Genomic DNA, 26,314 nt, shown 5'->3' with positions numbered 1-26,314 from the left:
GCTCGCGGGCAGTGCCGCCTTTGGTGGACTCTCCGCCCGTTCCTGGGTACAGGTGGCACGCTACTGGGGCGATCCCACGGCGCATCCGTCGGCGACGGCCCTGGCCCGGTTCGCCGGACCCGCGGCCCAGCGCCGGCTCGCGCGGGGCTCCCTGCTCAATTCCGTGTGCCTGAGCGGCGTGACGCTGTTGCTGCTGGGGGGCGCGTGGCTGCCCCGGCGCGGTGGCGCCGGTACGCAGAACCCGGTCGCGTTCGCCGTGGCCCTTGGGGGACTCGCGGTCTTCCTCGCCGGATGCCTGGGCCAGATCTCGCTGGCGTTCCTGGGCAGACCTCGCTTCGTCCTGCCGAAGCACGCCCGGCACGACAACGCAGACCTGACCGGTCGCCCGTCCGGCCCGGAAAGCGGCTCGTCCCTTGGACAAGGAGCCGACACGGTGTCCGCGTCACTGCCGGTCGAACACAAGGGCACAGCCGAGATCCTGGTGATCCGCGACGAGGCGGACTCCTACGCGCAACTACGCCGCTACAAGGTCTACGTGGACGGCAAGCGCGTGGGTAACCTCCGGCGGGGGGAGAACTGCGTGACATCCGTGGCCCCGGGCCCGCACACCGTCCAGGTCAAGATCTCCTGGTGCACGAGCCCCGTGTCCCGCGTCGACGTGGCCCCCGGCGACCGGCTGAGGTTCCTCTGCCGCGCCCGGCCCGGGGTGGAGAGCGATCCCACCGCCGTATACCGGCTCCGGCACGATTTCCTGGTGCTGCACCCCGTGTGACAAGCATTCCGCAGGCGCCGACCGGACGGTGGCATCATGGCTTCCGTGATCACGCATCGAAAGGCCGATGGCGCGTAGACGGCGACGCGCGCTGCGCGCTGAAGGACCGGCCCCCCGCGTCTGGGCGGCAACCCCTCCGCTCAGGATTCACGGACTCTCCGCTGAAGCGAGCCTGGCTGTGCACCGGGTCGAGTACCTGAGCGACAGCTCCTATCTGCACCCGGGTGCCACCGACCGGGCGTTGCGTCGATACCGGGAGTTCCTGCACCCGCCGGGCAGACGTCCGCTGTACCCGCAGGAATCGCATTGCTCGTGCACCTGGTGCTCGTTCGACGACGTCAGACACGCACGCGACGTGCTGGAAGAAGTCCTGGAGAGACTGCCGGAACGGGCGCGTGCCGAGCTCGGGCGGGTCGTCAGGCCTCTGGACACGTTGTTCCTTCACCGCACCCTCCCTGACCCGTTCGCGTATCGGCGCCAGTGGCGCACGGAGTTTTGGTGGTATCGCCGCCTGGCCGACAGGTCGGAGTGGGGATGAAGCGACCCGCTAGCGGAGTGTCGCAAGAGCGGTATAGGCGGCTGCCGATACACCGACGACGGCTAGGGCGATCCGCTCCTGTCTCGGGCAATACGTCCATGAGCGAAGCGTTCGTGGGTTGAACATGTCGTAGTGGCCTGCGAGTGCGAATGGATATCCCGCGAGCAAGAGGACGGAGAGACCGAACGCCTTCACTGGGACGGTTGCGCTGCCTATGCCAAGAACGGGTGCGATGAACACCCCGAGCATGGTTACGGCGATCGACAGCAAGTTGAGGATGTCCGCGGGAGGCAGCCACGTGATATCGCCCTTGCCGCTGACATCGATCTCTCGGTTGATCCGTAGAGCGAACCCGGTGACCTGGAAGCCGGAGACCACTCCGGCCGCGGTCCATAATGATCCAAGATCAGGATGCATGTCGCACTACCTCGGCTGCCGACGTGACGCGGGGAGCAAGTGTCGCAGCGGAGCGAAGCTGCGGAACAGGCCGTGGGGCATGCCGGATCGCGGTAACCAGCTGCTATACGGTATGCCGCCACAATCGGTTCACGTGGGCTGTGGTGTGCGTCTGGGCGACGCCCTTTACGGTCGAGCGGCACGAGGTTGGCCAGGGGGCCTGCACCGATCTCGACCCAGAACTCGTAGCACCAGGTCAAGGGCCTCCGCCGCGGTCGCTCGATCCCGCTCGACACGGACGGCCTGCAGCCGCCGCCATCGTCTCAGCAGCCCTTGCCCGCGGCCGGGCTCAGGCGGGGCCGGCGGCGCTCCAGCGGTCGCCGTTCGGGGCGGCACCGGCCGCGTCTGCGAGCACCGCACGGACCTGCCTGACCAGGGTCTCGGCCTGGGCCACACGGCCGGTGGGGAGTCGGGTGGCGCCGCCGAGGGCGAAGACGCGCGGGCGGGCCGGCGAGCGCTGTGTGTGCGGGTCCACGACGACGTAGCCGCGGCTGTCGCACAGTCCGGCGCGGGCGGCGAAGCCGGTGCGGGGTTGTGCGGGGGGCGGTGCGCCGGTGGCCACGACCAGGATGTCGTAGGCCAGGGCGGTGCCGTCGGTGAGGGTCGCCTCCTCCCGGTCGGGCGCGAGGGTGACGGCCTCGGCGTGGCGGGGGCGGATGCCGTCGCGCAGGTCCCGGTGTTCGGGGGCCCGGAGGGTGCCGGGGCCGTACAGGCCGATGGCGGTGAGGAGTTCGATTTCGGGGTCGCGTGCGGGGCCGGACCGGTCGACGACGGTGATCTCGACGCCGTCGCCGTCGTAGGCCAGGCGCAGCCGGTTGGCGGCCAGGGTGCCGCTGGGCCCGCGGCCCACGATCAGGATGTGTGTGGTCATGGCCTTCACGGTCCGGCGCGGGGCCCGCGAGCGGCATGGGCCGAAGGGCCCCCGGGCGGGGGCGCATCGGGCACTCCCGGGCGGCGCACGGCAACCTCCCGCCCGTCTCACCGCACGGTCCCTGCGGCCGAGGGCCGAACGGCCCTGCGGGCAGGGCTCGTCCGGCACTGTCCGGCTCCCGGCGGCGGCGCCGAGGATCGACGGCGGCAGAAGTGAGCCGAACGGGAGGGCAGGGTCATGCGCGAGCGGCGCACAGTGGTGGGCGTGGACGGGTCGGTGGCGGCCTTCCGGGCGCTGGACGCGGCGGCGTCGGAGGCCGAACGGCGGGCGACGGCACTGGAGATCGTGTGCTGCGTGAACGATCTGGCGGAGGCGACGCCGGTGCTGCGCTCGGCGTCGGACCGGGTGAAAGAGCGTCACCCGGACCTGATCCTGCGTGCGTCGGCGGTCGTCGGCGACCCGGTGCAGGTACTGGCCGAACGCAGCCGGGGCGCCGCGCTGACGGTCGTCGGCGCGCGGGCGGCCGTCGGGACCGGCGGGCTGCTGCCGCACGCGGTCGGGCAGCGGCTCGCCGTCCGAGTGCACGGACCGCTGCTCGTGGTGCGCGGCCGGGAGCCGTCCGGCCCGGAGCACAGCGGCCCGCGCGGCGTACTCCTCGGCGTGGGCGGCGCCGAGGCCGCGGAAGCGGCGCTGTTCGCCTTCGAGGAGGCGGAGATGCGCCGCACCCATGTGTGCGTGCTGCATGCCTGGACGGACCGGCAGCCGGTGTACGGCTCCCCCGCCGGTCCGGTCGAATCCGACCTCGCGCGGCAGGCGGCGACCGCGGCCTGCCTGCCGGGCGTCGCCGTGGCACCGCTGCGTGAGACGCACCCTCAACTGCGCGTCGTGACATGGTCGGTACGCGGCACCCCGTGGCGCGCGCTGCTCGCGGCGACGGCCGACGCGGAGCTCGCGGTCATCGCGGTCCGCCACCGCCGGGTACGCCCGGAGCGGCTGCGGCTCGGCCCGGTCGCCCAGGCACTGCTCCGGCACTCCCACTGCCCGGTGGCCGTGATCCCGGTCCCCCGCGGCTGATCCCCACGTCCGACACAGCTCGTTCGGCCCGCCGGCATGTCGCCGGCGGGCCGAACTGCGTTGCGGCGGCGTCCCGGCCGTACCGCGCTCGTGACGGACGCGCCAAGAGGCCCAATGACGACCGTGACGTGGCGGATGCCATGGGCGTACCAGGTACCAAGGTGCCAACCAGGCCCGGACATGGGGCCGTTCGGCCCAGCGGATACGGGCCCTGCGCCCCCAGCGGCGGCAGGGGGCCCGGCGGGACAGTGATGACGTCAGCAAACGACCTGCACCACCGATCAGCAAGGGGGGCCGTCATGGCCGTTCACCAGGAGTCCCGCCCGACGTCGCGCATGCAGGTGCCGGCCGTCGAAGCGGCGCGAACCGCACCCCGGCACAGTGCCGTCATGACCCCGGCCGCAGCGCGGGCCGCGGCTGTGGTCCGGATCGCCACCGGCGGAGTCTTCCTCTGGGCGTTCCTCGACAAGGCCTTCGGGCTGCACTACGCCACCGGCTCGGGCAAGGGCTGGATCGACGGCGGCTCGCCCACCAAGGGCTTCCTGTCCGGCGTGCAGGCCGGCCCGCTGCGGTCCTTCTTCCACGACATCGCGGGCACCGGCTGGGCCGACACACTGTTCATGCTCGGCCTGCTCGGCATCGGACTCGCCCTGACCAGCGGGGTCGCCCTGCGGATCACCGCCGTCGCCGGCACCGCCCTGATGGCCATGATGTGGGCCGCCGAATGGCCGCTCGCCCAGCACCTGACCACCGGCGCCCCCACCGGCTCCAGCAACCCGCTCATCGACTACCACGTCCTCTACGCCCTGGCGATGATCCTCTTCGCCGCCTCCTACGCCGGCAACACCTGGGGCCTGGGCCGGATCTGGGCCCGCCTCCCCTTCGTCCGCGACAACCGCTGGCTCCTGTAGCCGCACATCCTCCCCGCGCGAGGGGGCCCGCCGACACCGGCGGGCCCCCTCGCGTTGCGTCGTCTTCGACCGGTCGCAGGTCAGCCGCCGTAGGGGAAGACCGAGATCATGTTTCCGTCGGCGTCCTCCAGGATCGCGGTGTCGCCCTGGTTGTTCCAGACCGGGTGGGCGACGCCGTACGAGAAGCCGCCGTATTCGTCGTGGGTCTCGTTGGTGTAGACCCGCACCCGCCGGCCGGACTCGACCGTGGCGCCCTCCGGGAAGGTGAAGCTGTGGCCCGACTCGTCGGACGTCAGGGTCCAGCCGGAGATGTCGTGCGGTTCCGCGCCGCCGTTGAGGATTTCGACGTACTCGTCGGCCTGCCGGTTCGCCGAGTGGCCGTGCGACTGCACGTGGGAGATGTAGCTGTTGGGCTGGCCGACACGGGCGAACAGGGCTTTGACGTCCGCGCTGTTGCGGCCGTTCTCCGGGCTGGTGAACTGCGGGATGTGGCGCACGCCTTCCCGGGTGAAGCCGGTGATCTGCACCAGGTAGTCCTCGCCGTTGACCTTCACGGTCCGGTTCTCGTCGATGTTCGGCAGCAGGACGATGTCCTCCTGGTGCTCGCCCACGTTGGGCGTCTCGTTGTGGTGGAACCGTAACGAGGGCAGGTGGACGCTGGTCTGGTCCTCGAAGGTCACGTCGACGTCGAGGTAGGCGTAGAACTGCGTGTACGCGAGCACGATCGGGAAGTTGTGGTGCGTGAACGTGCCCAGCACGAATTCGGTGCCGTCGAGCTTCGCCTCGACCTCACGGCCCCGGAAGAAATAGCCGCTCCTGCGGCCCTCCGGCGCCTCGCCCCACCGGATGTAATTGGTGTTCAGCCCGGTGATGATCGACTCGTCCACGCTGACGCTCTTCCAGACACCTTTGGTGGAAACCTTTCCCATGCGGGGCTTCTCCCTTTCGTCGGGGCATCGCATTCTCGAACCGGCTTCGTCCACGCCGACTGCCCACGCTAGGGGGTGAAAGAGCGTCACCTAAAGTGCAAAAGCAGACAAACCAAGGGGCCGCGACGGCTGTCAGGCGCGGCTCGGTGCCGGCTGCGGCTCGGCGGGACGCGCTGCCGCGCGGCGAGGGAGCAGCAGCGGGGTCGCCAGCAGGAGCACGCCGGCCAGAGCGATGGCCGTGCGGGGGCCGAGAAGGGCGCCCAGTACGCCCCAGAGGGCGGTCAGGAGCGCGGTCGAGGCCTTGGTCGTCACCGTCCAGGCGGACAAGGTACGGGTGACCCGGTCGGCCGCGGTGCGCTCGAGGCGGTAGGTGGCGTAGACCGGGTTGAAGACCCCGCAGCAGAAGATGAGCCCGAGTTCGACGCCCATCACCAGCAGCAGCCCGCCGGTACCCGGCCCCAGGAAGGCCAGGCCGACGGACCAGAGCGCGCGCAGCGCCCCCGCCGCGAGCAGCACCTGGTGCTGCCCGTACCGGGTGACGAGCGGCCGGGCCAGCCGCGAACCGAGCAGCCCGCCGAGGGAGGGCGCGGCGAAGGCGAGGCCGTACTGCCACGGTGCGAACCCGAGCCGGCCGAGCATCAGGACGGCCAGCAGCGGCTCGGCGGCCATCACCAGGCCGTTGAACAGGGCGGTGTTGAAGAACAGCGGCCGCAGCGTCGGGTCGGCGAGGATGTACCGCCAGCCGTCGAGCAGGTCCCCGGCCCGCACCCGCGCGGCCTGCCGGCGCTCGGGCCGCGGCTCGTGCCCGCCCGTCGCGCGGATGCCCAGGGCCGAGAGCAGGTAGCTGACCGCGTCGGCCACCACCGTCGCCACCGGGCCGAGGAGCCCGATCGCCGCGCCGCCCAGCGGCGGTCCGACGATCGTGGTCGACCAGGCCGTGGACTCGAACCGGGCGTTGGCGACGAGCAGGTCCCCGGCCGGCAGCAGCGTCTTCAGGTACGCGCCGGAGGCGGCGCGGAAGGTGATGTCGGCGGCCGCGACGACGACCGAGACCAGCAGGAGCTGAAGGAAGGTGAGCGCGCCGAGCGCGTACCCGACGGGGACGGTGAGCAGCGCCCCGAATCGCGCCAGGTCCATCGCGATCAGCACCGGCCGCTTGCGGCGGAACTCCACCCACGGGCCGAGCGGCACCGCCACGGCGGCCCCCACCGCGGCCCCCACGGAGGAGAGCGCGGCGACCTCGGCCGGTCCGGCGTGCAGCACCCGGATGGCGATCAGCGGGAACGCGCCGAAGGCGAGCCACGTACCGAGCGCGCTGGTCCCGTACGCTGCCCACAGCCATCCGAACCGCCGCCCCAGCCGCTGTCCGAGCACATGTCCCGGCACAAGTCCCAGCGCATGTCCCGGCCGCTGCCCGCTCCTCATGTCCGACGCCCCCGTCACTCACCCGCACAACCGATCCGCGATCGCAAGCATCAAAGCGAGCACCGTACCCGCGGATCAAACAACCGCGGGGCCGTCGGCCACAACCAATGGTTGTGCCCATAGGGTGTCGGCATGGACCTCGACACCGTCCGGACCTTCGTCGCCGCCGCCGACGCGGGGCAGTTCCAGGAGGCCGCCGCCGAGCTGGCGGTCACCCAGCAGGCCGTCTCCAAGCGCATCGCCACGCTGGAGCGCGACCTCGGGGTGCGGCTGTTCACCCGCACAGCTCGCGGCGCGGAGCTCACCATCGACGGGCAGGCGTTCCTGCCCCACGCGCGCGAACTGCTGCGTGTCGCCGAGCGCGCGGCCACGTCGGTGCGCACCGGCCGCCGTCCACTGCGCGTCGACGTGATCTCCTCGCGCGGCGCGGCGACGGGCGCGATGCGCGGCTTCCACCGCGCGCACCCCGAGATCGAGCTGGACGTGGTGATGCTGTTCGACATCGAGACGGCCGTCGCCGCCATCCGGTCCGGTGCGATCGACGCGTCCTTCCGCGCAGTCGCCGCGCCCGGCCGGCCCCTTCCGGAGGACATCGAGTCAGTCCGGGTGCTCGACGAGCCGCTCCAGCTCCTCACCGGTCCCGCGCACGCGCTGGCGGGCGCCCGTTCGGTGACCGTCGCACAGCTCGCCGGGCACCGGATCTGGATGCCCGGCATCGTCCCCGGTACCGAGTGGGCCGCCTACTACGACGACCTTGTCGCCGAGTTCGGCCTCACCATCGAGGCGACCGGCCCCAACTTCGGCTCCGACGCACTCCTCGACACCGTCGCCGACACCCCGGCCCTGGCCACCTTCATGGGCGGGCTGACCCGCCTGGTCTGGCCCGCCGGCCACGGCCTGCGCCGCATCCCGGTGACCGACCCGACGCCCGTCTACCCGCACTCGCTCCTGTGGCACCGCGACAACCCCCACCCGGGGCTGGCCACCCTCCGCGCCCACCTCGCGGCCCCGACGGCCGGCCACGACGCCGCCGGGACCTGGATCCCGGGCTGGGTGATCCCGCGCTGAACGCCGCGGCGGCTGCGATCAGATGCCGTCGAGGGAGACCGTGAGGGTGTCGTCGGAGACCGTGGTGCCGACGGGTGTGCCCGGCCGCCGAGAGGTGTGTCCGGCCGCCCCCATGGCGGCCGGACACACCGCATCACCCGCTCGTCGGGGCGTCGCCCGGGATGACGAGGGGCGTGACCGGCAGGTTCGCGCTTCCGGTGGTGCCGTGGACGGCTGCGGCCGGGAGCCGTACGCGAACCGGTCCTCGGCCGTCCGGCGTCACCGTGAAGGTCCAGGTGGTGCCCGCGGCCCCGGTGCCGTGACGGGCCGGGGCGCTCGCGGTGCCGTTCGCCACCTGGATGTCGGCCGCGGTGAGCCCGGTGACCTGCTGGTCCAGAGTGAGGGTGACGGGGACGGCCTGCCCGGTGGTGGCGTGGCGGGCGGTGGTGGCCAGGCTTCCGGTCGGGGCGTCGCCCGCGTCGTCGGTCTGCCGGCAGATACCGGTCAGCGCTTGGTCGCCGCGTACGCCCGGGTCGGCGGAGGTGCTCAGGACATGGCAGCCGACGCCGACGGCGACGGCGAGCCGGCCGTTGTCGCGAGTGGCCGGGGTGGCAAGGCCGTCGACGTACACGGTGTCGCCGGTGTCGCCGTCGGTGACCGGAACGCTGACGGTCGCCGTGGAGTTGCCGGGCACCAGCACGCCGAGGTCGGTGCGGCCGGACTGCTTGTGGAACGCCGCCGCGACGGTTCCCTTGACGGTGGGGGTGCTCACCGAGCCGTAGGTCTGGTCGCCCGGCTGCGGGGTGACGGTGAAGGTCCGGTATCCGGGTGAGGTGGGCGCGACGCCGTACATGTCGCGCGGGATGACGTAGGCGGGGGCAGCGGCCCAGGCGTGCGACCAGGTCATGTTGCTCTTCTGGGCGGGATCCCACGCTTCCCCGGTGGCGCCGGCGCCCAGGTCGATCATGTGCCGCCAACTGTTGGTGCTGTCGGAGGTCAGCAGGTCGAGGGCCGCTTGGGCGTCGCCCGCGTTGTACAGGCCCTGGAGCAGGAAGCCCGAGCAGTACACACCGCACGCCATGCCGCGCGAGGCCATGTACGCGGCGACGCCGGCGTACTGCTGCTCGCTGGCCGGGACGCCGAAGGCGGCGGGGAAGGCGCTGGCCTGGAGGGCGAAGTGCCCGGTCGGCTTCATGTTCGCGTCCAGGCCGTCGTCGTAGGCGCCCTTGCTCGCGTTCCAGAACGCCGAGTTGAGCGTGGTGCGCAGTGTGTCGGCGGTCCTGGTGTATCCGGCGGCGTCGTCCGTCCGGCCCAGCGCGGTGGCCATGGCCGCCATGTCGCGGTAGTTGCTGTACGACAGGGCGTTGAGGATGGTGTTGCGCGCGGCGAAGACGTAGCCGTCCCGTTCGCCGGCCGGCCAGTCGACGATGGCGTCGGACTCGTCGATGGTGCCGGTGACGGGGTTGAACTGCTTGCTCAGCAGCTTGCCGGTCAGCGCCGAGTACATTCTCTTCACCTGTGCGAGGGAGCCGGTGCGCTGCCAGTTGTCGTAGACGGAGCTGATGACGTAGAGCGGCCACTCCTGGGGCCAGGTGCTGTGGTCGGTGAAGTACTCCATGGAGTACTCGCCCAGGGTGGGGTCGCCGCTCAGATACAGGCTGGCGAGTTGGTGGATGTAGTTGTCGGCCTCGTAGGGCCCGCGTTCGCGGGTCCAGGAGTCGGTGTAGAAGTTCTGGTCGGTGGTCTCGACGGTGTCCTTCGAGAGCTGCCACACCGAGACCAGGTCGGGATTCGAGGAAGTGAGCTGGGACTGGCTCTCGTCGAACGGGTAGACCAGGGCGAGCGCCTGGAGATCGTGCGTGGTGACGGGCACGGGCGAGCCGATGACGTCGAGGTAGCGGAAGACCCGCATGCCCCAGGTGTCGACGGTCTGGGTGCCGTAGCGCATGGTGACGACGTCCTGGTAGGTGTTGCCGGCGCGGAGCTGGTAGCGGACCGTGTCGGGGCCGGAGAGCTCCTCGCCGAAGCGGAGGGTGACCCGGCGTCCCGCGGTGCCGGTGAGGGTGAGGTGGACGCCGCCCTGCCAGGTCCGGCCGAAGTCGACCAGGTAGTCGCCGTTGCCCTTGTCGGTGATCCTGACCGGTGCGCGCAGCTGTTCGGTGACCTTCGCGAAGGGCGTGGGTTCGAGGTCGGTGAAGGCGTTCTTGACCGCGGCGCCGGACCAGGAGGAGTCGTCGAACCCAGGCGTGCCGAAGCCGTCGGGGTAGGCGCTCATGGTGATGTCTTCCTGGGGCGCGCTCCAGTAGCTCGTGCCGATGCTCCTGGCCGACGGCCAGACGGTGGCGCCGGACCTCGTCCTCCAGTCCGGTCCGGTGCCGACGGTCTGGGTGCTGCCGTCGGTGTAGCGGATGACCAGATACGCCTGGAAGCGCTGGTCCTTGGTGGTGTACGCGATCGCGGACAGGGTGTGTGCGCCGCCGGTGGTCAACGCCTTGGTGACGTCGAAGCCGTCGTAGCGGGTTTCCGTGCCGAAGGACTCGGTGGGCCCGAGTCCGACGAACCCGCCGTCCAGGTACATCTTGTAGACGTACTGCTTGGCGGCGTCGAAGGACGAGCCGGTGGCGAACGCCGTGGCCCAGTCGACGGTTTTGCCCGGCGCCAGGGCGAAGTCCCGGCGCATCAGTGCCCAGTCGTCGGTGGTGTTGACGCTCAGGCAGTCCTGGCTCGTGCCGATGACCAACTGCCGGTCCTGCACGGTGCCGCACGGGAACGAGGCGTCGGCGGCGCCGAAGTCCTCGGCGTACAGCGCCTTGCCGCTCTCGGCGGGCACCAGGCTGGTGACGGTGATGTCGTCGACGGTGCCGGTCTCGGTGCTGCCGGTGCGCAGGCCGATGCCGCCCTGCGAGTACGTGGTGTCGGTCCGCGAGTCGACCAGGTTGCCGTCGAGGTAGGTCCTGATGGTGGACCCGGTGACCTCGATCGCCACGTCGTGCGTGGTATCGGGATTCAGCGCGGTGCCCAGCGGCACGGGAGTGCCGACCTTGTAGCTGCCGTTGGTCTCGATGTGCGGCACGAGGGAGTTGGGGGTGGCGGCGTTCGAGGCCCGGAACTGCCACATGTAGCCGTCACGGGAGTCCGGTGAGCGGAACTTGACACCCAGCGCGGTCCTGGTGACGGCCAGCTTCAGATCGAGGCGGTAGTCGGTCCACGCGGGCTGCGACGGCGGGGCCGACCAGATGGGCCGGCTGCTCCCCCAGGTCCGGCCGGGCCCGGTGCCGAAGAGCGCGGGCCGCGACCACGCGGTGGGCCTGCCCTGCTCGTCCCATACGCGGACCCGCCACGAATAGCGCTCGGCGGGCTTGAGCGCGCCGCCCCCGTACGGAACGGCGGTCGAGGCGTCGGAGGCGATCCGGGAGCTGTCCCACACCGCGGGGGCGTCGTCCGAGTCGCCCGCGCTGACGCGTATCTCGTAGGCGCTCTGCTGCCCGACCCGCGACTGCCAGCCGAAGTCGAGCCCGCCGCCGGCCTGGTCGACGTCCATGGGAGCGGCGAGCGAGTCGGTCACCAGCCCGGTGGGGGCGCCCGAGGCGGCGCCGATGCCGGTGCCACTGCCGGACACGTCCGCGGCCTGGGCGCCCGCGGGGCCGGCGAAGGGCTGCATCAGGGCGAGTGACGCGACAACTGCGGTCGTGGCCACCAGGGATGCCCATCGTCGGCGCATCGGCCCCTCCTTGCATGATTGAAACGTTTCATTAACCTGCTTAGTGACGCTACGGACCGATGAACGCGAGCGTCAAGAGATGTGACAGGGATTGGGTTCGGCAACGCGGCGGCACGGGCCGGGGAACGCTCCGCCGGTCGGGTCAGTGGGTCCGCTCGCGGAGGAGTTCGGCGGAGCGTTCCCACAGGCGGCGGGCGAGGTCGTCGTCCGTGGCCTGGGGGTTGGTGCGCCTGGCGGGCCGGTGCTTTTCGTAGTAGGTGCCGGAGATCCAGTCGGTGCCGGGGGTGGACTCGGCGAGCCAGACGAGTTGCTCGGCGCCCTTCTCGGGGGACGCCATGAAGGCGCGGCCGATGCGGCTGGAGTAGATGCGCTTCATGAAGCTGTCGCTCTCGGTGGCGAAGCCGGTGGCCACGGCGCCCGGATGGAAGGCTGCGGCCGACAGGCCCCGGGCGTGGTAACGGCGGTGCAGTTCCCGGGTGAAGAGGATGTTCTCCAGCTTGGCCGTGCCGTAGGCGAGCTGCGGGGTGAAGTCCTTGTCGTGATCGAGGTCGTCGACGGCGAGCCTGCCGAACAGCCGGGCGCCGGAGCTGGAGGTCTGGATCACGCTCGCCCGGCTCGCGAGGAGCCTGTCCAGCAGGAGATCGGTCAGCAGGAACGGCGCGAGGTGGTTGACCTGGAAGGTCTTCTCGAATCCGTCGGTCGTCCGGGTGCGGTCGCCGAAGATCCCGCCGGCGTTGTTGGCGAGCACGTCGATGCGCGGGCAGGCGCGGTCGAGGTCGGCGGCCAGGCGCCGTACGTCGTCGAGGTCGGTGAAGTCGGCGAGGAAGTGGTCGGCGCCGAGCTCGTGGGCGACGGCCTCGGTCTTGTGCGGTGAGCGGCCGACCACGACGACGCGGTGGCCGTTCCGGTGGAGGCGGCGGGCCGCGGCCGCGCCGATCCCGTCGCTGGCACCGGTGATGACGATGGTCTTGGGCATGGTTCCTGTCCGTTTCGGTGTGCCGCCGCAGGTTCCGCGCGGCGGATGCGGTGCGGGCGGGGACTGCCGTCGGCGCCGGGCCGGGATCCGCCCGGGCCGGGCACCTCGGCGCGGTTCCACCTCGCGCACCACCCTGACAGTATGGGTCGAACTTGTCAGTCGATGTCAAGTTCGACTCGACATGCTATTTTGGTGGGACCATGACTGACTCGCAACCCGACCTGCGGGAACGCACGCGCCGCGCCGTCCAGAAGGAGATCGCCGAAGCCGCGCACGCGCTGTTCGTCGAGCGCGGCTACGAGGAGACGACGGTGGGTGACATCGCCGCGGCGGTCGGCATGTCGCAGCGCAGCGTCTTCCGCTACTTCCCGACCAAGGAGGACCTGATCGTCGGCAAGTTCGACCTCGTCGCCGACGACATGCTCCGGGTACTGCGGGAGCGGCCCGCCGGCGAGCCCGTCTGGGAGTCGATGCGCCGCACCTTCGATCTGCTCGTGCCGTACGTGGACGCGCCGGGCCGGCGCCAAGTCGCCGAGCCGATGCAGCGCATCGTCTTCTCCACGCCGACACTCCTGGCCGGTTATCTGCAGAAGCTCCAGCTCCTCCAGGACGCGGCCGACACCGCGCTGCGCGAACGCGCCGCCGCCGCGGGGGCGCCCTACCGCGCCGGCGATCCCACCCCGCGCGCGATCATCGGCGCCGCGTTCGCCTGCCTGCTCGCCGCCCAGCACGCCTGGCTCGCCGACGGCGCCGAGGGTACGTTCGCCGCGGCGATCGACCGCGCGATGACCACGGTCACACCGGTCACCGACATGCGCTAGGCCCGCCTTCGCGGTCGGGGCGCCTGGGGATGGCGGGGAGAACCGCTGGCGGTGTGGCGGCGTGTTGGTGATCGGCGCAATGGTCCGGAAAGCGGGTGTGGGAGCGGGGGTGGTGCTGTGGCGGACGTCGTGAAGGATCTGCGGGATGTCGGGGCGGGGGGCGAGGGGCCGAGTCTGTGGCGGCAGCGGGATTTCATGCTGCTGTGGGGCGGTCAGACGGTCAGTGAGATGGGCTCGGCGGTCACGCAGGTCGCGCTGCCGCTGGTCGCGGTCGTCGCGCTCAGGGCGAGCACCTTCCAGGTCGGGCTGCTGACCGCCGCCACCACGGCGGCGTTCGCGCTGATCGCGCTGCCCGCGGGTGCGCTCGTGGACCGCGGCTCGAAGCGTTCCATCATGATCGGCTGTGACATCCTCCGCCTGCTGATCATCGGCTCGGTACCGCTGGCGGCCGCCCTGGGCGCCGTGACGATGGCGCAGCTCTACGTCGTCGCTGCCGCAGCCGGCGTGTGCACTGTCTTCTTCGACGTCTCGTACCAGAGTTACGTGCCGTCGCTGGTCCGCGCCGATCTCCGGATGGACGCCAACGGCAAGCTCGGGACCACTCAGGCGTTCGCGCAGCTGGGGGGACCCGGCCTGGGCGGGGCGCTGGTCGCGGCGTTCGGCGCGGCGGGGGCGATGACGGCCGACGCGATCTCGTACGTCGTCTCGGTCGTCTCGATATCGGGAATCAGGACACGTGAGGAGCCGCCGCCCGCGCGGCGCGAGGGCGAGACGTTGCGGAGCCGGATCGCCGAGGGACTGCGATTCGTCGTCCGGCACAGGATCCTGCGGAGGGTCGTGGCGTGCACGGGCACCGCGAACCTGTTCGGCGGCATGAGTTCGGCGGTCGCGGTGATTTTCCTGGTCCGGGTGCTGCACGTGCGCCCCGGGCTGGTCGGGGTGATCATGGCGGGCTCGGCTGTCGGCGGGATCGCCGGCGGGGTGTTCGCCGGCCGGCTCGCCAGGAGGATCGGCTCGGCGCGGATCATCTGGGTGTCGATGCTGGTCTTCAGCGCGCCGCAGGTCGTCGCGGCGGCCGCTTGGCGGGGCTGGGGGGTGCTGCTGTTCCCGCTGGGTTGGGGCATCACGTTCTTCGCCCTGATGGTGTACAACGTCGCGCAGCTCAGCTACCGGCAGTCGGTGACACCGCCGGAGCTGATGGGCCGGATGAACGCGGCCGTGCGCTGGGTCGTGTGGGGCACGCTGCCGCTCGGCAGCGTCCTGGGCGGAATCCTCGGCACGCTGATCGGGGTACGGCCCGTGCTCTGGGTGGCGTTCATCGGCTCCTGGGCGGCCGGCTGGTTCGTGTTCTTCTCCCCGCTCCGCCACATGCGCGATGTTCCGGGGCCCGCGCCCGCCTCCGTGGCCACGAATTGACGGTGACCGAGGGATCCGGGTCGCCGATGAGGCGGTCGGCGAGCAGGGTGTGCGGTTGGTAGTCGTCCCCGATGCCGCTCATGGTCAGGGCGTACCCGCTGCCGGTGCGGGGGGCGAGAACGATCAGCGGCTCGCCGTCGAGGACGGCGGACAGGTCGCCGGCCCATGCGGCGGCCTGCGACCTGTCCGCCGGCAGGCGGCGCTCACCCGGATGCCGGAGCTTCGCGGACGTCCGCGAAGGCCCCGTCCGGGCCGAAGGCCAGGGCGGCGAAGCGCTCGCCCATACGGCGGTGCGTGGCGGCGTCCGGGTGCAGTCCGTCGGGCAGCGGCAGTTCAGCGGCGTCGGCCTCCCCGTACAGGCCGCGGCCGTCGAGGTAGTGCAGGTGCGGGTCCTCGGCCGCGCGCGGCGCGACGATCCGGGCCAGCTCGTCCCGGATGACGCCCAGGGTGAGCTTGCCGGCGGCGCGCTCGGCAGGGTGCCCGGCGGCGACGAAGCGGATGCGGCCCTCGCCGAGTGCGCTCAGGTCCGGGACGCTGGGGCCGGGCGTGTCCTCGTGGATCGGGCACAGGACGGGGGAGACGACCAGCAGCGGGGTGGTGGGGTGCCCCTCACGGACGGTGTCGAGGAAGCCGTGGACGGCCGGGGTGAAGGCGCGCAGCCGCATCAGGTCGGCGTTCACCAGGTTGATGCCGATCTTGACGCTGATCAGATCGGCCGGCGCGTCCCGCAGGGTGCGGGCGACGAACGGGTCGAGCAGGGCGCCGCCGCCCAGGCCCAGATTGACCAGCTCCACGCCGGTGAGGGAGGCGGCCAGCGCGGGCCAGGTGCTGGTCGGACCCGCGGCGTCCGAGCCGTGGCTGATGGAGCTGCCGTGGTGCAGCCACACCCGGCGGCCCGGATCCGGCGCGGGTTCGACGGGCGCGTCGGCGCGCAGAGCGACGAGCTCGGTGGTCTCGTTGTGCGGCAGCCAGATCTCCACGTCCTTGACCCCGTCGGCCAGCCCGGTGAAGCGCAGGGTGGCGGCCGGGCCCGGCCGGTGCTCGAAGGTCCCGGCGGTCATGTCCACGGTCAGGATGTTGCCGCCCGTCGCGGTGGCCCGGTGCACCGGCCGGCCGTCCACCAGCAGCTCGTACACGCCGTCGGGGCGGGGCGGGGCTCCCACGTAGACCCGCTTGGTCGGCAGTACGTCCAGTTCCACGGCGGTGGCGCGGGTGCGGAAGGCCAGCCGTACGCCGGAGGGCTGGGACTCGGCCATGGCCAGCTGCCCGTCGGTGTTCTGGGCGCGGGCCCAGGCCGGCAGCCGGTGGGGCAGCAGGCCGTGCGCGGTGCGCTCCACGTCGAGGGCGCCGCGCAGGAGGCCGGTGGTCAGCCGTGTGGTGATCAGGTCGTCGGTGGGCATGGTTCTCCGCCTGTACGTCGAGGGTGTCGTCGGTGCGTTGAAGGTGGGGTCGGCGCGCGCGACGGGCAGGCCGACGGAACCGGCCCGCATCGGCCCGGTGTACGGGCGGGCCGGTGTACGGGCCGGCCCGGCGCGCGGCATGGGATCAGCGCCTGTGCCTACGGGACGCGACCGCGGCCCGACCGCGTGCCGACCCCGCCGGGCACGATGGCGGCCAGGAAGACCGGCCGCCAGGACAGGTCCGCGAATTCGGGGGTGCGGTCAGGCCGCGGGCCAGTTCCGCAGCAGGGCGTCGAGCGCGTCGATGATCCGGGCCCAACTCTGCCGGGAGTCCGGCTCGCTGTGGCTGAACCCGCCGGCCAGTTCCAGGTCGACGTAGCCGTGGAAGACGCTGCCCAGCAGCCGAACCGCGTGCGTGCTCTCCGGTTCCGTCAGGTCGTAGCCGCGCAGGACCGCGCGCGTCATCCGGGCGTGCCTACCGCCCGCGCTCGCCGCCGCCGTCTCCGGGTCGAGCCGGAGCCGGGCCGCGGCGTAGCGCCCGGGGTGCTCCCCCGCGTAGTCGCGGTAGACATTCGCCAAGGCGGCCAGGGCGTCCTTGCCGGCCCGTCCGGCGAGCGCGGCGTCTCCCCGGTCCGCCATTTCCTCCAGGGCGAGCAGCGCGATCCCGGTCCTGAGGTCCTGGGAACTCTTCACGTGCGAGTACAGGCTCGCGACCTTGACGTCGAACCGCCGGGCCAACGCCGAGACGGTCACCTGGTCGAAGCCGGCCTCGTCCGCCAGCTCCGCGCCTGCCCGTACCAGTCGCTCCGTGCTCAGTCCCGCGCGTGCCATGACCTCTCCTCGCTCGCCGACACCGATTATGACCATACCTAAATCCTTTAGGCAAATGGCAAATGGTCGCCAGCAGAGGCCCGCGCCGGGCAGGGGCCGTGCCAGGCAGGGGCCGCATCAAGCAGGGGCCGCCGGAAGCGGCTGCTCGGCCCAGATGACCTTGCCGCCGGCCGTGTACCGGGTGCCCCAGCGTTCGGCGACCTGGTCCACGAGGAACAGCCCGCGCCCGCCCTCCTCCGTGGCCGTCGCGTACCGCAGGTGCGGTGAGGTGCTGCTGCCGTCGGAGACCTCGCAGATGAGCTTGCGGTCCAGCAGCAGGCGTACGCCGATCGGGGCGTCGGCGTGGCGGATGGCATTGGTGACCAGCTCGCTCAGGATCAGCTCGGTGGTGAAGCCCAGTTCCGCCAGGTCCCATTCGGCGAGCCGGCCGGCGACCTCCGTGCGGATCATGCCCACCGCCGTCGGCTCGGCAGGCACGTCCCAGCGGGCGATGTGCTCCGGCGGCAGGACCCGGGTTCGGGCGACCAGCAGCGCCACGTCGTCCTCCGGATGGTGCGGCAGCATGGCGGCGAGCACCGAGCCGCAGACCCGCTCGGGGTCGCCGGTCGCCCCGCTCAGGGCCGTGCGGAGCAGATCGAGGCTCTCGTCGATGTCCCGGCCGCGGTCCTCCACCAGGCCGTCGGTGTACAGCAGGAGCGTGCTGCCCCCGGGCACCTCGACGTCGGTCGTCACGAAGGGCGAGCCGCCGATGCCCAGCGGTGGCCCGGCCGGTGCGTCGAGGAACTCCAGCGTGCCGTCGGGACGCCGCAGCAGGGGTGGCAGGTGTCCGGCCCGGGCGATGCCGCAACGCCGCTCGACCGGGTCGTAGATCGCGTACACGCACGTCGCGCCGATCACCTCGTCGGGGTATCCGTACGCGTCCTCGCTGCGATCGATGCGGTCGGCCAGTTCGTCGAGCCGGCCGAGGATCTCGTCGGGCGTCAGCTCCAGGGCGGCGAAGTTGTGCACGGCGGTGCGCAGCCGCCCCATGGTGGCCGCGGCGTGCAGACCGTGCCCGACCACGTCGCCCACGACCAGCGCCACCCGCGTGCCCGACAGCGGGATCACGTCGAACCAGTCCCCGCCCACGCTCTGGTGCGCGGGCAGGTAGCGGTAGGCGACGTCAAGGGCGTTCTGTTCCGGCAGGCTCGCCGGCAGCAGGCTGCGCTGGAGCGTGACGGCCATCGCGTGCTCGCGGGTGTAGCGGCGGGCGTTGTCGATGCTCACCGCGGCGCGGGTGGCCAGTTCCTCCGCGAGCGCCACGTCGTCCTGCTCGAACGGCTCCGGCTTCTGCGAACGCCAGAAACAGGCCACCCCGAGCACGACACCCCTGGCGTGCAGCGGCGCGCTGATCAGCGAATGGATGCCGTAGTCGATGATCCGCCGGGCGCGTTCGGCGTCCTGCGCGGCCCACGCGGTGCCCTCTCTCAGCTCCGCCTCGCGCACCGCGTGCCCGGTCGCCAGGCCTGCGGCCTGCGGGCCGTCCGGATGCAGCCGGATCCGGGTGCCGTCGGGCCACAGCGGCGGGTCCTGGCGGACACCGACGGTGGCGACCCGGCGCAGGGTATTCGCGGTGTCCGCCGGGTCGTCGCCGCGCAGGATCCCCTCGGCCACGTCTACGGTGACGAAGTCGGCGAAGGCGGGGACGGCCACCTCCCCGAGTTCCCGGGCGGTGCGTGCCACGTCCAGCGTCGTGCCGATGCCCGTGCCCGCGTGGTAGAGCACCTTCAGCCGGTCCTGGGCGGCCTGTGCCCGGCCGGCGGTCTGCTGGAGTTCGGTGGAGTCGCGCAGCGTGGTGACGCTCCCGGGCAGCCCGCCGTACTGCTCGGTCGGCCGCTGGTTGACGGCGAGCACCCGTCCGCCGGCCGGCCGCACCTCGTCGCTGGCCACCCGGCACGAGACCAGCAGTTCGGCGATCGCCGGGGGCAGGTCCAGCTCGGTGACCTGACGTCCCTCCGCGTCCAGTGGCAGGTCGAGCAGCCGGCGTGCCTCGTCGTTGGCCAGCAGCAGCCGGTGCTCCCCGTCGACGATCAGCACGCCCTCCCGCGCGGCGTGCAGCACCGCGTCGTGGTGCTCGTACATACGGGTGATCTCCGCCGGTCCCATGCCGCGGGTCTGGCGCAGCAGGCGTCTGCTGAGCAGCGCGGTGCCCGCCGTGGCCAGTACCACCGCCCCGCCGGTGATGCCGAGCAGCGCCGGCAGTTGCTCGCCGACCTGGTGGCTGATGCTCGCGATCCGGACCCCGGCGCCCACCGCGCCCAGGATCCGGCCGTCGGTGTCGCGGATCGGGACCTCGGCCCGCACCCGCGGGCCGAGCGCACCGGTGTCGTGGGCCTGCGTCGTACGGCCGGCCAGCAGCGGTGCCATGTCGATGGAGCTGCGTTTCCCGATGAGGGCCGGCGTGGAGGCGGTGTAGCGGATGCCGTCCCGGTTCACCACGCCGATGTAGTCCACGCCGGCCCGGGCCGCGGCCGCGGACGCCACCGGCTGGAGGATCGCCGGCGGGTTGCGGGACTTCATCGCCGCGGCCACTCCAGGAGCGTTGGCGAAGCCCTCGGCGACGGCCAGGGAGCGGTGTTCCGCGTCATGCGTGCTCTGCCGCTGGAGAGTGAGCACCAGGATGGCCAGGGCCCCGCCGGACAGCAGCAGCACGACGACCAGTTGCAGGATGAACAGTTTCCCGACCACGCTGTGCGGGTTCAGCAGCGACCGGATCGACTCGCCCTTGCGGCGCCCACGCCGGGCCGGGGCCGCTGCCTCCCTCGAGGACTTCCGGGAGGGGAGCAGTCCTGCCGGACCGGCGAACCGTGACATACCTCCTCTCTACCGCGACTTCGCCGGTGGCGGCGACCCGTCGGCGACGGCTCACTCGTTGCGGGGGAAGCCCAGGTTGATGCCACCGTGGCTGGGGTCGAGCCAGCGGGAGGTGACGACCTTGCCGCGGGTGAAGAAGTGCACGCCCTCGGTGCCGTGGGCGTGGCTGTCGCCGAAGAGGCTGTTCTTCCATCCGCCGAAGGAGAAGTACGACACGGGGACGGGGATCGGCACGTTGATGCCGACCATGCCGACCTCGACCTCGTTCTGGAAGCGCCGGGCGGCGCCGCCGTCGTTGGTGAACAGGGCCGTGCCGTTGCCGTAGGGGTTGGCGTTGATGAGGTCCAGGCCCTCGTCGTAGGACGCCACGCGGACCACGGACAGCACCGGGCCGAAGATCTCGTCGGTGTAGACGGGCATGTCCGGGCGGACGTCGTCGAAGAGGGTCGGCCCCAGGAAGAAGCCGTCGCCGTCCGCGTCGAAGTCCCCCTTCGTGCCGTCGACGACCAGCGTCGCACCGGCCTCGACCCCCGCGTCGATGTAGGAGGCGACCTTGTCGCGGTGCTCCCGGGTGACCAGCGGTCCCATGTCGGAGGCGCGGGTGCCGTCGCCGGTGCGCAGCCGGGCCATCCGGTCGGTGATCCCGGCGACGAGCCGGTCGGCGACCGGTTCGACGGCGACGAGCACCGAGATCGCCATGCAGCGCTCGCCGGCCGAGCCGAAGCCCGCGTTGACCGCCGCGTCGGCAGCCAGGTCGAGGTCGGCGTCGGGGAGCACCAGCATGTGGTTCTTGGCCCCGCCGAGCGCCTGGACCCGCTTGCCGTGCGCGGTGCCCGTCTCGTAGACGTACCTGGCGACGGGCGTCGACCCGACGAAGGACACCGCCTTGACGTCCTTGTGGGTGAGCAGCGCGTCCACGGCCTCCTTGTCGCCGTTGACGACCTGCAGCACGCCGTCGGGCAGGCCGGCCTCCTTCCACAGGGCCGCCACGGCGAGCGCGGCGCTGGGATCCTTCTCGCTCGGCTTGAGCACCACCGCGTTGCCGCAGGCGATCGCGATGGGCACGAACCACATGGGCACCATCGCGGGGAAGTTGAACGGCGAGATCACCGCGACGACACCGAGGCTCTGCCGGATCGAGTGGACGTCGACCGCCGTGGAGGCGTTCTCGGAGAATCCGCCCTTGAGCAGGTGCGGGATGCCGCACGCGAATTCGGCGACCTCCAGGCCCCGGGTGACCTCCCCCAGCGCGTCCGACAGCACCTTGCCGTGCTCGGCCGTCACGAGGGCCGCGATCTCGTCCTTGCGGGCGTGCAGCAGCTCGCGGAAGGCGAAGAGCACCCGGGTCCGCCGGGCGAGGGACACGTTGCGCCACGACCGCCAGGCCGTGTGGGCCGAGGCGACGGCGGCGCCGACCAGCTCGGCCGAGGCGAGGTCGACCGCTCCGGTCCGCTCCCCGGTGGCCGGGTTGAAGACCGGGCCGGTGCGCTCGGCGGTGCCCTCCCAGGGGCGGCCGTCGATCAGGTGGGTGATGCGCCGCGGCTCACTCACGGCTGGCTCCTTCCGTGCCGCGGACCAGTGGCCGCTGGCTCTGCTTGTGCCGGTCGTAGGTCCGGTGGGCGGCCCGGGTCGACTCCAGCGTGGACACGGCGCCGACCGGTACGTCCCACCAGCTCTCGCTGTCGGGCGAGGGCACCAGCGGGTCGGTCTCGACATGGATGACGACAGGACCGCCGTCGGCCGGCCGGGCCTTCGCCTCGGCGATGGCGGCCTCGAGTCCGGCGCGCGAGTGCACCTCGATCACATGGGCGCCGAGGCTGCGGGCGTTGGCGGCGAGGTCGGTCGGCAGCGGGGGGCCGTCGAGCCGGCCGTCGGCCGAGCGGTAGCGGTACTGCGTGCCGAACCGCTGGGAGCCGAGGGACTCCGACAGCGACCCGATGGAGTGGAAGCCGTTGTTCTGCACCAGGACGACCACGATCTTGACCCGCTCCTGGACCGCGGTGGCGAGTTCGGTCGGCATCATGAGGTAGCCGCCGTCGCCGACCATCGCGAACACGTCCCGGGTGCCGTCGGCGAGCCGGACGCCGATCGCGGCGGGGATCTCGTACCCCATGCAGGAGTAGCCGTATTCGACGTGGTACGCCTTGCGGTCCCGTACCCGCCACAGCTTGTGCAGGTCGCCGGGCATCGAGCCGGCGGCGCACAGGACGACGTCACGGGGGTCGGAGAGCTCGTTGACGCAGCCCAGGACGGTGCTCTGGGTGAGGACGCCGTCCGCGAGGCGGCTGGTGACCGACGCGTCGGGGTGGTGGGCCGCCTCGACACTCGCGTCCCAGGACGCCCAGAGGCGGGCCTGGTCCTCCTCGTGACCGGCGGGCACCCGGTAGCCGGCGACGGCCGCGGTGAGGGCGGTGAGGGCTTCGCGGGCGTCGGCCACGACGGCCAGGCCCGCGTGCTTGCCCGCGTCGAAAGCCGCGACGTTGATGTTCACGAAGCGCACGCCGGGGTTCTGGAAGGCGGTGCGGGAGGCGGTGGTGAAGTCGCTCCACCGGGTGCCGACGCCGATGACGACGTCGGCCTCCCGGGCCAGGGCGTTGGCCGCGGTGGTGCCGGTCGAGCCGACCGCGCCCATCAGCCGCGGGTGGCCGTGCGGCAGCGAGCCCTTGCCGGCCTGGGTCTCGCCGACGGGAATGCCGGTCGCCTCGGCGAAGGCGCGCAGCGACTCCTCGGCGCCCGAGTAGTGCACGCCGCCGCCGGCGACGAGCATCGGCCGGCGGGCGGTGCGCAGGACGTCGGCGGCCGCGGCGATCCGGGCGGTCTCGGCCGGGGGCCGGGCGATGTGCCAGGTGCGCGGGGCGAACAGCTCGACGGGCCAGTCGTACGCCTCGGCCTGCACGTCCTGCGGCAGGGCGATCGTCGCCGCGCCGGTCTCGGCCGGATCGGTGAGCACCCGCATCGCGCCGAGCAGCGCCGAGGGCAGCTGCTCGGGCCTGGTGACCCGGTCGAAGAAGCGGGACAGCGGACGGAAGGCGTCGTTGACGCTGACGTCGGCGGCGTACGGCAGCTCCAGTTCCTGCAGGACGGGGCTGCTCACCCGGGTGGCGAAGGTGTCGGACGGCAGCAGCAGTACCGGGATCCGGTTGATCGTCGCCAGGGCCGCGCCGGTGAGCATGTTGGTCGAGCCCGGGCCGATGGAGGCGGTGCAGGCCCAGGTCTCCAGGCGGTCCTTCTGCCGCGCGTAGCCGACCGAGGTGTGCACCATGGCCTGCTCGTTGCGGGCCAGGACGTACGGCAGGTCCGGCCCGTCGCCGGCCTCCTGTTCCATCTGGAGGAGGGCCTGCCCGATGCCCGCGACGTTTCCGTGGCCGAAGATCCCGAAGACGCCGGCGAAGAACCGCCGGCGCTCCCCGTCCCGCTCCGACCACTGGGCGGCCAGGAACCGGGTCGTCGCCTGGGCCACCGTCAGCCGCACCGTCGCGGCGCGCTCCGTGCTCATACCGATCCTCCCGATGCTGGGCGGGACAGCGGAAGCCGCGGGTCGAACGGCTGGTCCCGCCAGGTGTCGCGGACCCACGCGTGGGCGGGGTCGTCGCAGATCAGCCAGGCCCGCTCCGGCCCCGGGCCCGCCATGACGTTGAGGTAGTAGAGGTGCGCGTCGGGTGCGGCGATCGACGGCCCGTGCCAGCCGTGGGGTACGAGGACCGCGTCGCCGGTGCGCACCTCGGCGAGCACGTCGACGGGCCGGTCCGGGTCGGCGGTGTAGACGCGCTGGTAGCCGACGGGGTCGGTGCAGCGGGGGTCGGCCGGCTGCGTCTCGAACCAGTAGATCTCCTCCAGGGCGGTCTCCTCGCCCGGGCGTTCGACGTCGTGCTTGTGGGGCGGCCACGAACTCCAGTTGCCGGCCGGGGTGACGACCTCGCAGGCGATGATCGCGTCGGCGTCGAGCACCGCGGGGGTGCCGAAGTTGCGTACCTCGCGCGAGGCCGTGCCCGCGCCGCGGCGCTCCACGGGCACCTCGGCCGCCGCCACGTGACGGAAGGCCCTGCCCGGCCCTGCCCCGCCGGGGACCAGGGCGCCGGCGAGGGCGACCCGGGCCGGGCCGGCCGCCGCGCGTACGGTGATCCGCGAGCCTGCGGGCACGAAGGCCAGGTCGGTGGGTCCGGCGAACACGTCGGGCCGGCCGGTGAGCGCGGCCTCGTGGGTGGTTCCGTCGGGGGCCTGCGCCGTGACGTGCACGCCGCCGGACAGCGGCACGACCAGGTACTCCCAGTCGCCGCCCTCCAGGGTGCGGGTGTCCGGTCCGGTCAGGGTCGCCACGCGCAGGCTCGTGTGGTGCCAGCCGGGGCGGGCGTCGGTGACGGCGAGGTCCCATCCGTCGCCGCCCGCCGTACCGCGGGGCAGGACCCAACGGGCGTCGTGGTTCACCTGGTGCTCCCGTGGGTGAGTTCGGCCGCGATGTCGACGGCGGCGGCGACGTCCCCGTCGGGCGGGTAGAGCAGGGCGCGTCCGACGACGAGCCCGCGTACCTGGGGAATGCGCAGGGCGGCGGCCCAGGAGGTGTAGGTGTCGCGGGGATCGCCCTGGGGGTCGCCGCCGAGCAGGAGGGTGGGCAGTGTGGTGGCGTCCAGCACCCGGTCGAGTTCGTCGACCACCGGCAGCTTGAGCCAGGTGCGGGCACTGGTCGCGCCCAGTCCACTGGCTATGTGGATGGACTTGATCACGCTGTCCGGGTCGAGGAGGTTGCGCGAGCGGCCCTCCTCGCGTACCGACAGGAAGGGCTCGATCATCGCCATCAGGCCGAGTTCGGCCAGGTGCGTGACCGCGGTCGCCGTCGCTTCGAGGGTGGCCGCGGTGCCGGCCTCGCCGAGGCAGATCCGGGTGAGGGTCTTGCCGCCGTCCAGGCCCTGCGCCGCGATGGCCTGCGGGGTGTAGGCGGTGAACCGGTCGTCGAACTCGAAGACGGCGCCCTGCAGTCCGCCGCGGTTCATCGAGCCGATCACGACCTTGTCCTCCAGCGCCCCCATGAGCAGGAGGTCGTCGAGCAGGTCGGGGGTGCTGAGCACGCCGTCCACGCCGGGCCGGGACAGTGCGGTGGCGAGGCGGTCCAGCAGATCGGTGCGGCTGGCCATGGCGCCGCTGTCGCCGCGGACCCCGAGGGCGCCGCGGGCCGGGTGGTCGGCCGCGACGATGAGCAGCCGGCCGTCGTCGCCGACGAGCGGCCGCCGGGAGCGCTTCTGCCAGGACCGTGCGATGCGTTCGGGCTCGCGGGCCCGGATCTCGGTCAGCTCGGCGGCGTCCATCATGGCGTCCTTTCGGAAGTGCGCGCCCCGGAGGCGAGGGTGGCCGCCACCTCGGCCGTGGTGGGCATGGCGGTCGAGCATTCGAGGCGGGAGGCCACGATGGCGCCTGCGACGTTGGCGAACTCGATCACGCGGCGCAACTCCCAGCCGCTGAGCAGTCCGTGGACCAGGGCGCCACCGAAGGCGTCCCCGGCGCCGAGGCCGTTGACGACCTCGACGGGGAAGGGCGCCACTTCGACGCGCTCGTGGCGGGTGGCGGCCAGCACGCCCTTGGGGCCCTGCTTGACGACGGCCAGTTCGAGGCCGCGGTCGAGGAGGGCGTCGGCGGCGCGTCGCGGATCGCTCTCGCCGACGGCCACCTCGCACTCCTCACGGTTGCCGACGGCGATGGTGACGTGGTCCAGTGCCCGGCTCACCTGTTCCCTGGCCTCTTCGGGGCGGGCCCAGAACATCGGCCGGTAGTCGAGGTCCAGGACCGTGGGGCCGCGGCGGCCGCGGGCCCGCCAGGCGGCGAAGTGCGCCGACCGGCTCGGCTCGGCGGACAGTCCGGTGACGGTCGCCCAGAAGACGGCCGCCTCACGGATGTCGTCCAGCGGCAGGCCGTCGGGGTCGATCAGCAGATCGGGCGCCGTGCCGTACCGGTAGAAGTAGAGCGGGAAGTTGTCCGGGGGGAAGACCTCGCAGAACGTCACGGGCGTGGGCGGTCCCGCGGGGTCCTCGATCGGGGTGACGTGTGTCGGGTCGACTCCGAGCCGCGCGGTCTCCTGCCGTACGTAGCGGCCGAAGGGGTCGTTGCCGACGCGGCTGACGAGGGCGGCGCGGCGGCCGTGACGGGCGGCCGCCACGGCGACGTTGGTGGCACTGCCGCCGAGGAACTTCTGGAACGTGCGCACGTCCTCCAGGCCGACGCCGTGGTCGAGCGGATAGATGTCGACGCCGGTCCGCCCGATGGTGACGAGATCGTGGGCCATCG

Annotated in this window: 20 protein-coding genes; 6 read left to right on the top strand and 14 right to left on the bottom strand. The window is 72.3% G+C overall.

Going from position 1 to position 26,314, the window contains the following annotated elements:
- Window positions 1–52: 52 nt before the first annotated feature.
- Complete coding sequence (locus ITX44_RS06995) at window positions 53–772, top strand: hypothetical protein (RefSeq protein WP_205356144.1); 720 nt, start codon at window positions 53–55, stop codon at window positions 770–772.
- A gap of 547 nt (window positions 773–1,319) precedes the next feature.
- On the opposite strand, the gene ITX44_RS06990 is transcribed toward ITX44_RS06995, so the two are convergent.
- Both ITX44_RS06990 and ITX44_RS06985 read right to left on the bottom strand, forming a co-directional pair.
- A complete protein-coding gene (locus ITX44_RS06990) occupies window positions 1,320–1,727 on the bottom strand; it encodes a hypothetical protein (protein WP_205356143.1) in 408 nt (135 codons plus the stop codon).
- Between the two features lie 328 nt (window positions 1,728–2,055).
- The gene (locus ITX44_RS06985) at window positions 2,056–2,637 is read right to left on the bottom strand and encodes an FAD-dependent oxidoreductase (protein WP_205356142.1); all 582 of its coding nucleotides are present in this window, start codon (window positions 2,635–2,637) and stop codon (window positions 2,056–2,058) included.
- 237 nt (window positions 2,638–2,874) lie between these two features.
- Between ITX44_RS06985 and ITX44_RS06980 the strand changes: the two genes are divergently transcribed.
- Window positions 2,875–3,711, top strand: coding sequence for a universal stress protein (locus tag ITX44_RS06980; protein WP_205356141.1), 837 nt, complete (start codon window positions 2,875–2,877; stop codon window positions 3,709–3,711).
- A 299-nt stretch (window positions 3,712–4,010) separates the two neighbouring features.
- Window positions 4,011–4,622: a hypothetical protein gene (locus ITX44_RS06975; RefSeq protein WP_372440844.1), complete on the top strand. Its 612-nt coding sequence runs from the start codon at window positions 4,011–4,013 to the stop codon at window positions 4,620–4,622.
- A gap of 80 nt (window positions 4,623–4,702) precedes the next feature.
- Here ITX44_RS06975 and ITX44_RS06970 read toward each other — a convergent pair whose 3' ends face one another.
- A complete protein-coding gene (locus tag ITX44_RS06970; RefSeq protein WP_205356140.1) occupies window positions 4,703–5,551 on the bottom strand; it encodes a lamin tail domain-containing protein in 849 nt (282 codons plus the stop codon).
- Between the two features lie 132 nt (window positions 5,552–5,683).
- Window positions 5,684–6,976, bottom strand: coding sequence for an MFS transporter (locus tag ITX44_RS06965; RefSeq protein ID WP_205356139.1), 1,293 nt, complete (start codon window positions 6,974–6,976; stop codon window positions 5,684–5,686).
- A gap of 132 nt (window positions 6,977–7,108) precedes the next feature.
- Here ITX44_RS06965 and ITX44_RS06960 point away from each other — a divergent pair, with 132 nt between their 5' ends.
- On the top strand, window positions 7,109–8,044 hold the full coding sequence (locus ITX44_RS06960; RefSeq protein ID WP_205356138.1) for a LysR family transcriptional regulator: 936 nt from the start codon (window positions 7,109–7,111) through the stop codon (window positions 8,042–8,044).
- A 133-nt stretch (window positions 8,045–8,177) separates the two neighbouring features.
- On the opposite strand, the gene ITX44_RS06955 is transcribed toward ITX44_RS06960, so the two are convergent.
- Window positions 8,178–11,744 (bottom strand): family 78 glycoside hydrolase catalytic domain, encoded by a 3,567-nt coding sequence (locus tag ITX44_RS06955; RefSeq protein ID WP_205356137.1) that lies wholly within the window; start codon window positions 11,742–11,744, stop codon window positions 8,178–8,180.
- A 142-nt stretch (window positions 11,745–11,886) separates the two neighbouring features.
- The gene (locus ITX44_RS06950; RefSeq protein ID WP_205356136.1) at window positions 11,887–12,720 is read right to left on the bottom strand and encodes an SDR family NAD(P)-dependent oxidoreductase; all 834 of its coding nucleotides are present in this window, start codon (window positions 12,718–12,720) and stop codon (window positions 11,887–11,889) included.
- Between the two features lie 200 nt (window positions 12,721–12,920).
- Between ITX44_RS06950 and ITX44_RS06945 the strand changes: the two genes are divergently transcribed.
- Window positions 12,921–13,541, top strand: coding sequence for a TetR/AcrR family transcriptional regulator (locus ITX44_RS06945; RefSeq protein WP_205356135.1), 621 nt, complete (start codon window positions 12,921–12,923; stop codon window positions 13,539–13,541).
- A 117-nt stretch (window positions 13,542–13,658) separates the two neighbouring features.
- Window positions 13,659–14,957: an MFS transporter gene (locus tag ITX44_RS06940; protein ID WP_307795133.1), complete on the top strand. Its 1,299-nt coding sequence runs from the start codon at window positions 13,659–13,661 to the stop codon at window positions 14,955–14,957.
- Window positions 14,958–15,160: 203 nt separating this feature from the next.
- On the opposite strand, the gene ITX44_RS06935 is transcribed toward ITX44_RS06940, so the two are convergent.
- The 8 genes from ITX44_RS06935 to iolC form a co-directional block, all read right to left on the bottom strand.
- Window positions 15,161–16,357: a GDSL-type esterase/lipase family protein gene (locus ITX44_RS06935; protein ID WP_205356134.1), complete on the bottom strand. Its 1,197-nt coding sequence runs from the start codon at window positions 16,355–16,357 to the stop codon at window positions 15,161–15,163.
- 261 nt (window positions 16,358–16,618) lie between these two features.
- Window positions 16,619–17,188 (bottom strand): TetR/AcrR family transcriptional regulator, encoded by a 570-nt coding sequence (locus tag ITX44_RS06930; protein ID WP_205356133.1) that lies wholly within the window; start codon window positions 17,186–17,188, stop codon window positions 16,619–16,621.
- 117 nt (window positions 17,189–17,305) lie between these two features.
- The gene (locus ITX44_RS06925; RefSeq protein ID WP_205356132.1) at window positions 17,306–20,041 is read right to left on the bottom strand and encodes a SpoIIE family protein phosphatase; all 2,736 of its coding nucleotides are present in this window, start codon (window positions 20,039–20,041) and stop codon (window positions 17,306–17,308) included.
- A 51-nt stretch (window positions 20,042–20,092) separates the two neighbouring features.
- Window positions 20,093–21,592: a CoA-acylating methylmalonate-semialdehyde dehydrogenase gene (locus ITX44_RS06920; RefSeq protein WP_307795132.1), complete on the bottom strand. Its 1,500-nt coding sequence runs from the start codon at window positions 21,590–21,592 to the stop codon at window positions 20,093–20,095.
- The gene (gene iolD, locus ITX44_RS06915; RefSeq protein WP_205356131.1) at window positions 21,585–23,537 is read right to left on the bottom strand and encodes a 3D-(3,5/4)-trihydroxycyclohexane-1,2-dione acylhydrolase (decyclizing); all 1,953 of its coding nucleotides are present in this window, start codon (window positions 23,535–23,537) and stop codon (window positions 21,585–21,587) included. The genes ITX44_RS06920 and iolD overlap by 8 nt, the downstream gene beginning before the upstream one ends.
- Window positions 23,534–24,466 carry a 5-deoxy-glucuronate isomerase gene (gene iolB / locus ITX44_RS06910; protein ID WP_205356130.1) on the bottom strand — a complete coding sequence of 311 codons (933 nt, stop codon included), beginning with the start codon at window positions 24,464–24,466 and terminating at the stop codon, window positions 23,534–23,536. The genes iolD and iolB overlap by 4 nt, the downstream gene beginning before the upstream one ends.
- Window positions 24,463–25,341 carry a Cgl0159 family (beta/alpha)8-fold protein gene (locus ITX44_RS06905; protein WP_205356311.1) on the bottom strand — a complete coding sequence of 293 codons (879 nt, stop codon included), beginning with the start codon at window positions 25,339–25,341 and terminating at the stop codon, window positions 24,463–24,465. The genes iolB and ITX44_RS06905 overlap by 4 nt, the downstream gene beginning before the upstream one ends.
- Entirely contained in the window at window positions 25,341–26,312 is a 972-nt protein-coding gene (iolC, locus tag ITX44_RS06900) for a 5-dehydro-2-deoxygluconokinase (RefSeq protein ID WP_205356129.1), read from the bottom strand. The genes ITX44_RS06905 and iolC overlap by 1 nt, the downstream gene beginning before the upstream one ends.
- Between the last annotated feature and the right edge of the window lie 2 nt (window positions 26,313–26,314).

The organism is Actinacidiphila acididurans (assembly GCF_016918855.1).
GTDB lineage: Bacteria > Actinomycetota > Actinomycetes > Streptomycetales > Streptomycetaceae > Actinacidiphila > Actinacidiphila acididurans.
The sequence above is the reverse complement of the archived record's forward strand: the minus strand, read 5'-3'. Positions and strand labels throughout refer to the sequence as shown.

Excerpts from the sequence above, each read along its gene's own strand:
- ITX44_RS06990 (WP_205356143.1), bottom strand. The coding sequence starts at position 1,727 with ATGCATCCTGATCTTGGATCATTATGGACCGCGGCCGGAGTGGTCTCC.
- ITX44_RS06985 (WP_205356142.1), bottom strand. The coding sequence starts at position 2,637 with ATGACCACACACATCCTGATCGTGGGCCGCGGGCCCAGCGGCACCCTG.
- ITX44_RS06980 (WP_205356141.1), top strand. The coding sequence starts at position 2,875 with ATGCGCGAGCGGCGCACAGTGGTGGGCGTGGACGGGTCGGTGGCGGCC.
- ITX44_RS06975 (WP_372440844.1), top strand. The coding sequence starts at position 4,011 with ATGGCCGTTCACCAGGAGTCCCGCCCGACGTCGCGCATGCAGGTGCCG.
- ITX44_RS06970 (WP_205356140.1), bottom strand. The coding sequence starts at position 5,551 with ATGGGAAAGGTTTCCACCAAAGGTGTCTGGAAGAGCGTCAGCGTGGAC.
- ITX44_RS06965 (WP_205356139.1), bottom strand. The coding sequence starts at position 6,976 with ATGAGGAGCGGGCAGCGGCCGGGACATGCGCTGGGACTTGTGCCGGGA.
- ITX44_RS06960 (WP_205356138.1), top strand. The coding sequence starts at position 7,109 with ATGGACCTCGACACCGTCCGGACCTTCGTCGCCGCCGCCGACGCGGGG.
- ITX44_RS06955 (WP_205356137.1), bottom strand. The coding sequence starts at position 11,744 with ATGCGCCGACGATGGGCATCCCTGGTGGCCACGACCGCAGTTGTCGCG.
- ITX44_RS06950 (WP_205356136.1), bottom strand. The coding sequence starts at position 12,720 with ATGCCCAAGACCATCGTCATCACCGGTGCCAGCGACGGGATCGGCGCG.
- ITX44_RS06945 (WP_205356135.1), top strand. The coding sequence starts at position 12,921 with ATGACTGACTCGCAACCCGACCTGCGGGAACGCACGCGCCGCGCCGTC.
- ITX44_RS06935 (WP_205356134.1), bottom strand. The coding sequence starts at position 16,357 with ATGCCCACCGACGACCTGATCACCACACGGCTGACCACCGGCCTCCTG.
- ITX44_RS06930 (WP_205356133.1), bottom strand. The coding sequence starts at position 17,188 with ATGGCACGCGCGGGACTGAGCACGGAGCGACTGGTACGGGCAGGCGCG.
- ITX44_RS06925 (WP_205356132.1), bottom strand. The coding sequence starts at position 20,041 with ATGTCACGGTTCGCCGGTCCGGCAGGACTGCTCCCCTCCCGGAAGTCC.
- iolD (WP_205356131.1), bottom strand. The coding sequence starts at position 23,537 with ATGAGCACGGAGCGCGCCGCGACGGTGCGGCTGACGGTGGCCCAGGCG.
- ITX44_RS06905 (WP_205356311.1), bottom strand. The coding sequence starts at position 25,341 with ATGGACGCCGCCGAGCTGACCGAGATCCGGGCCCGCGAGCCCGAACGC.
- iolC (WP_205356129.1), bottom strand. The coding sequence starts at position 26,312 with ATGGCCCACGATCTCGTCACCATCGGGCGGACCGGCGTCGACATCTAT.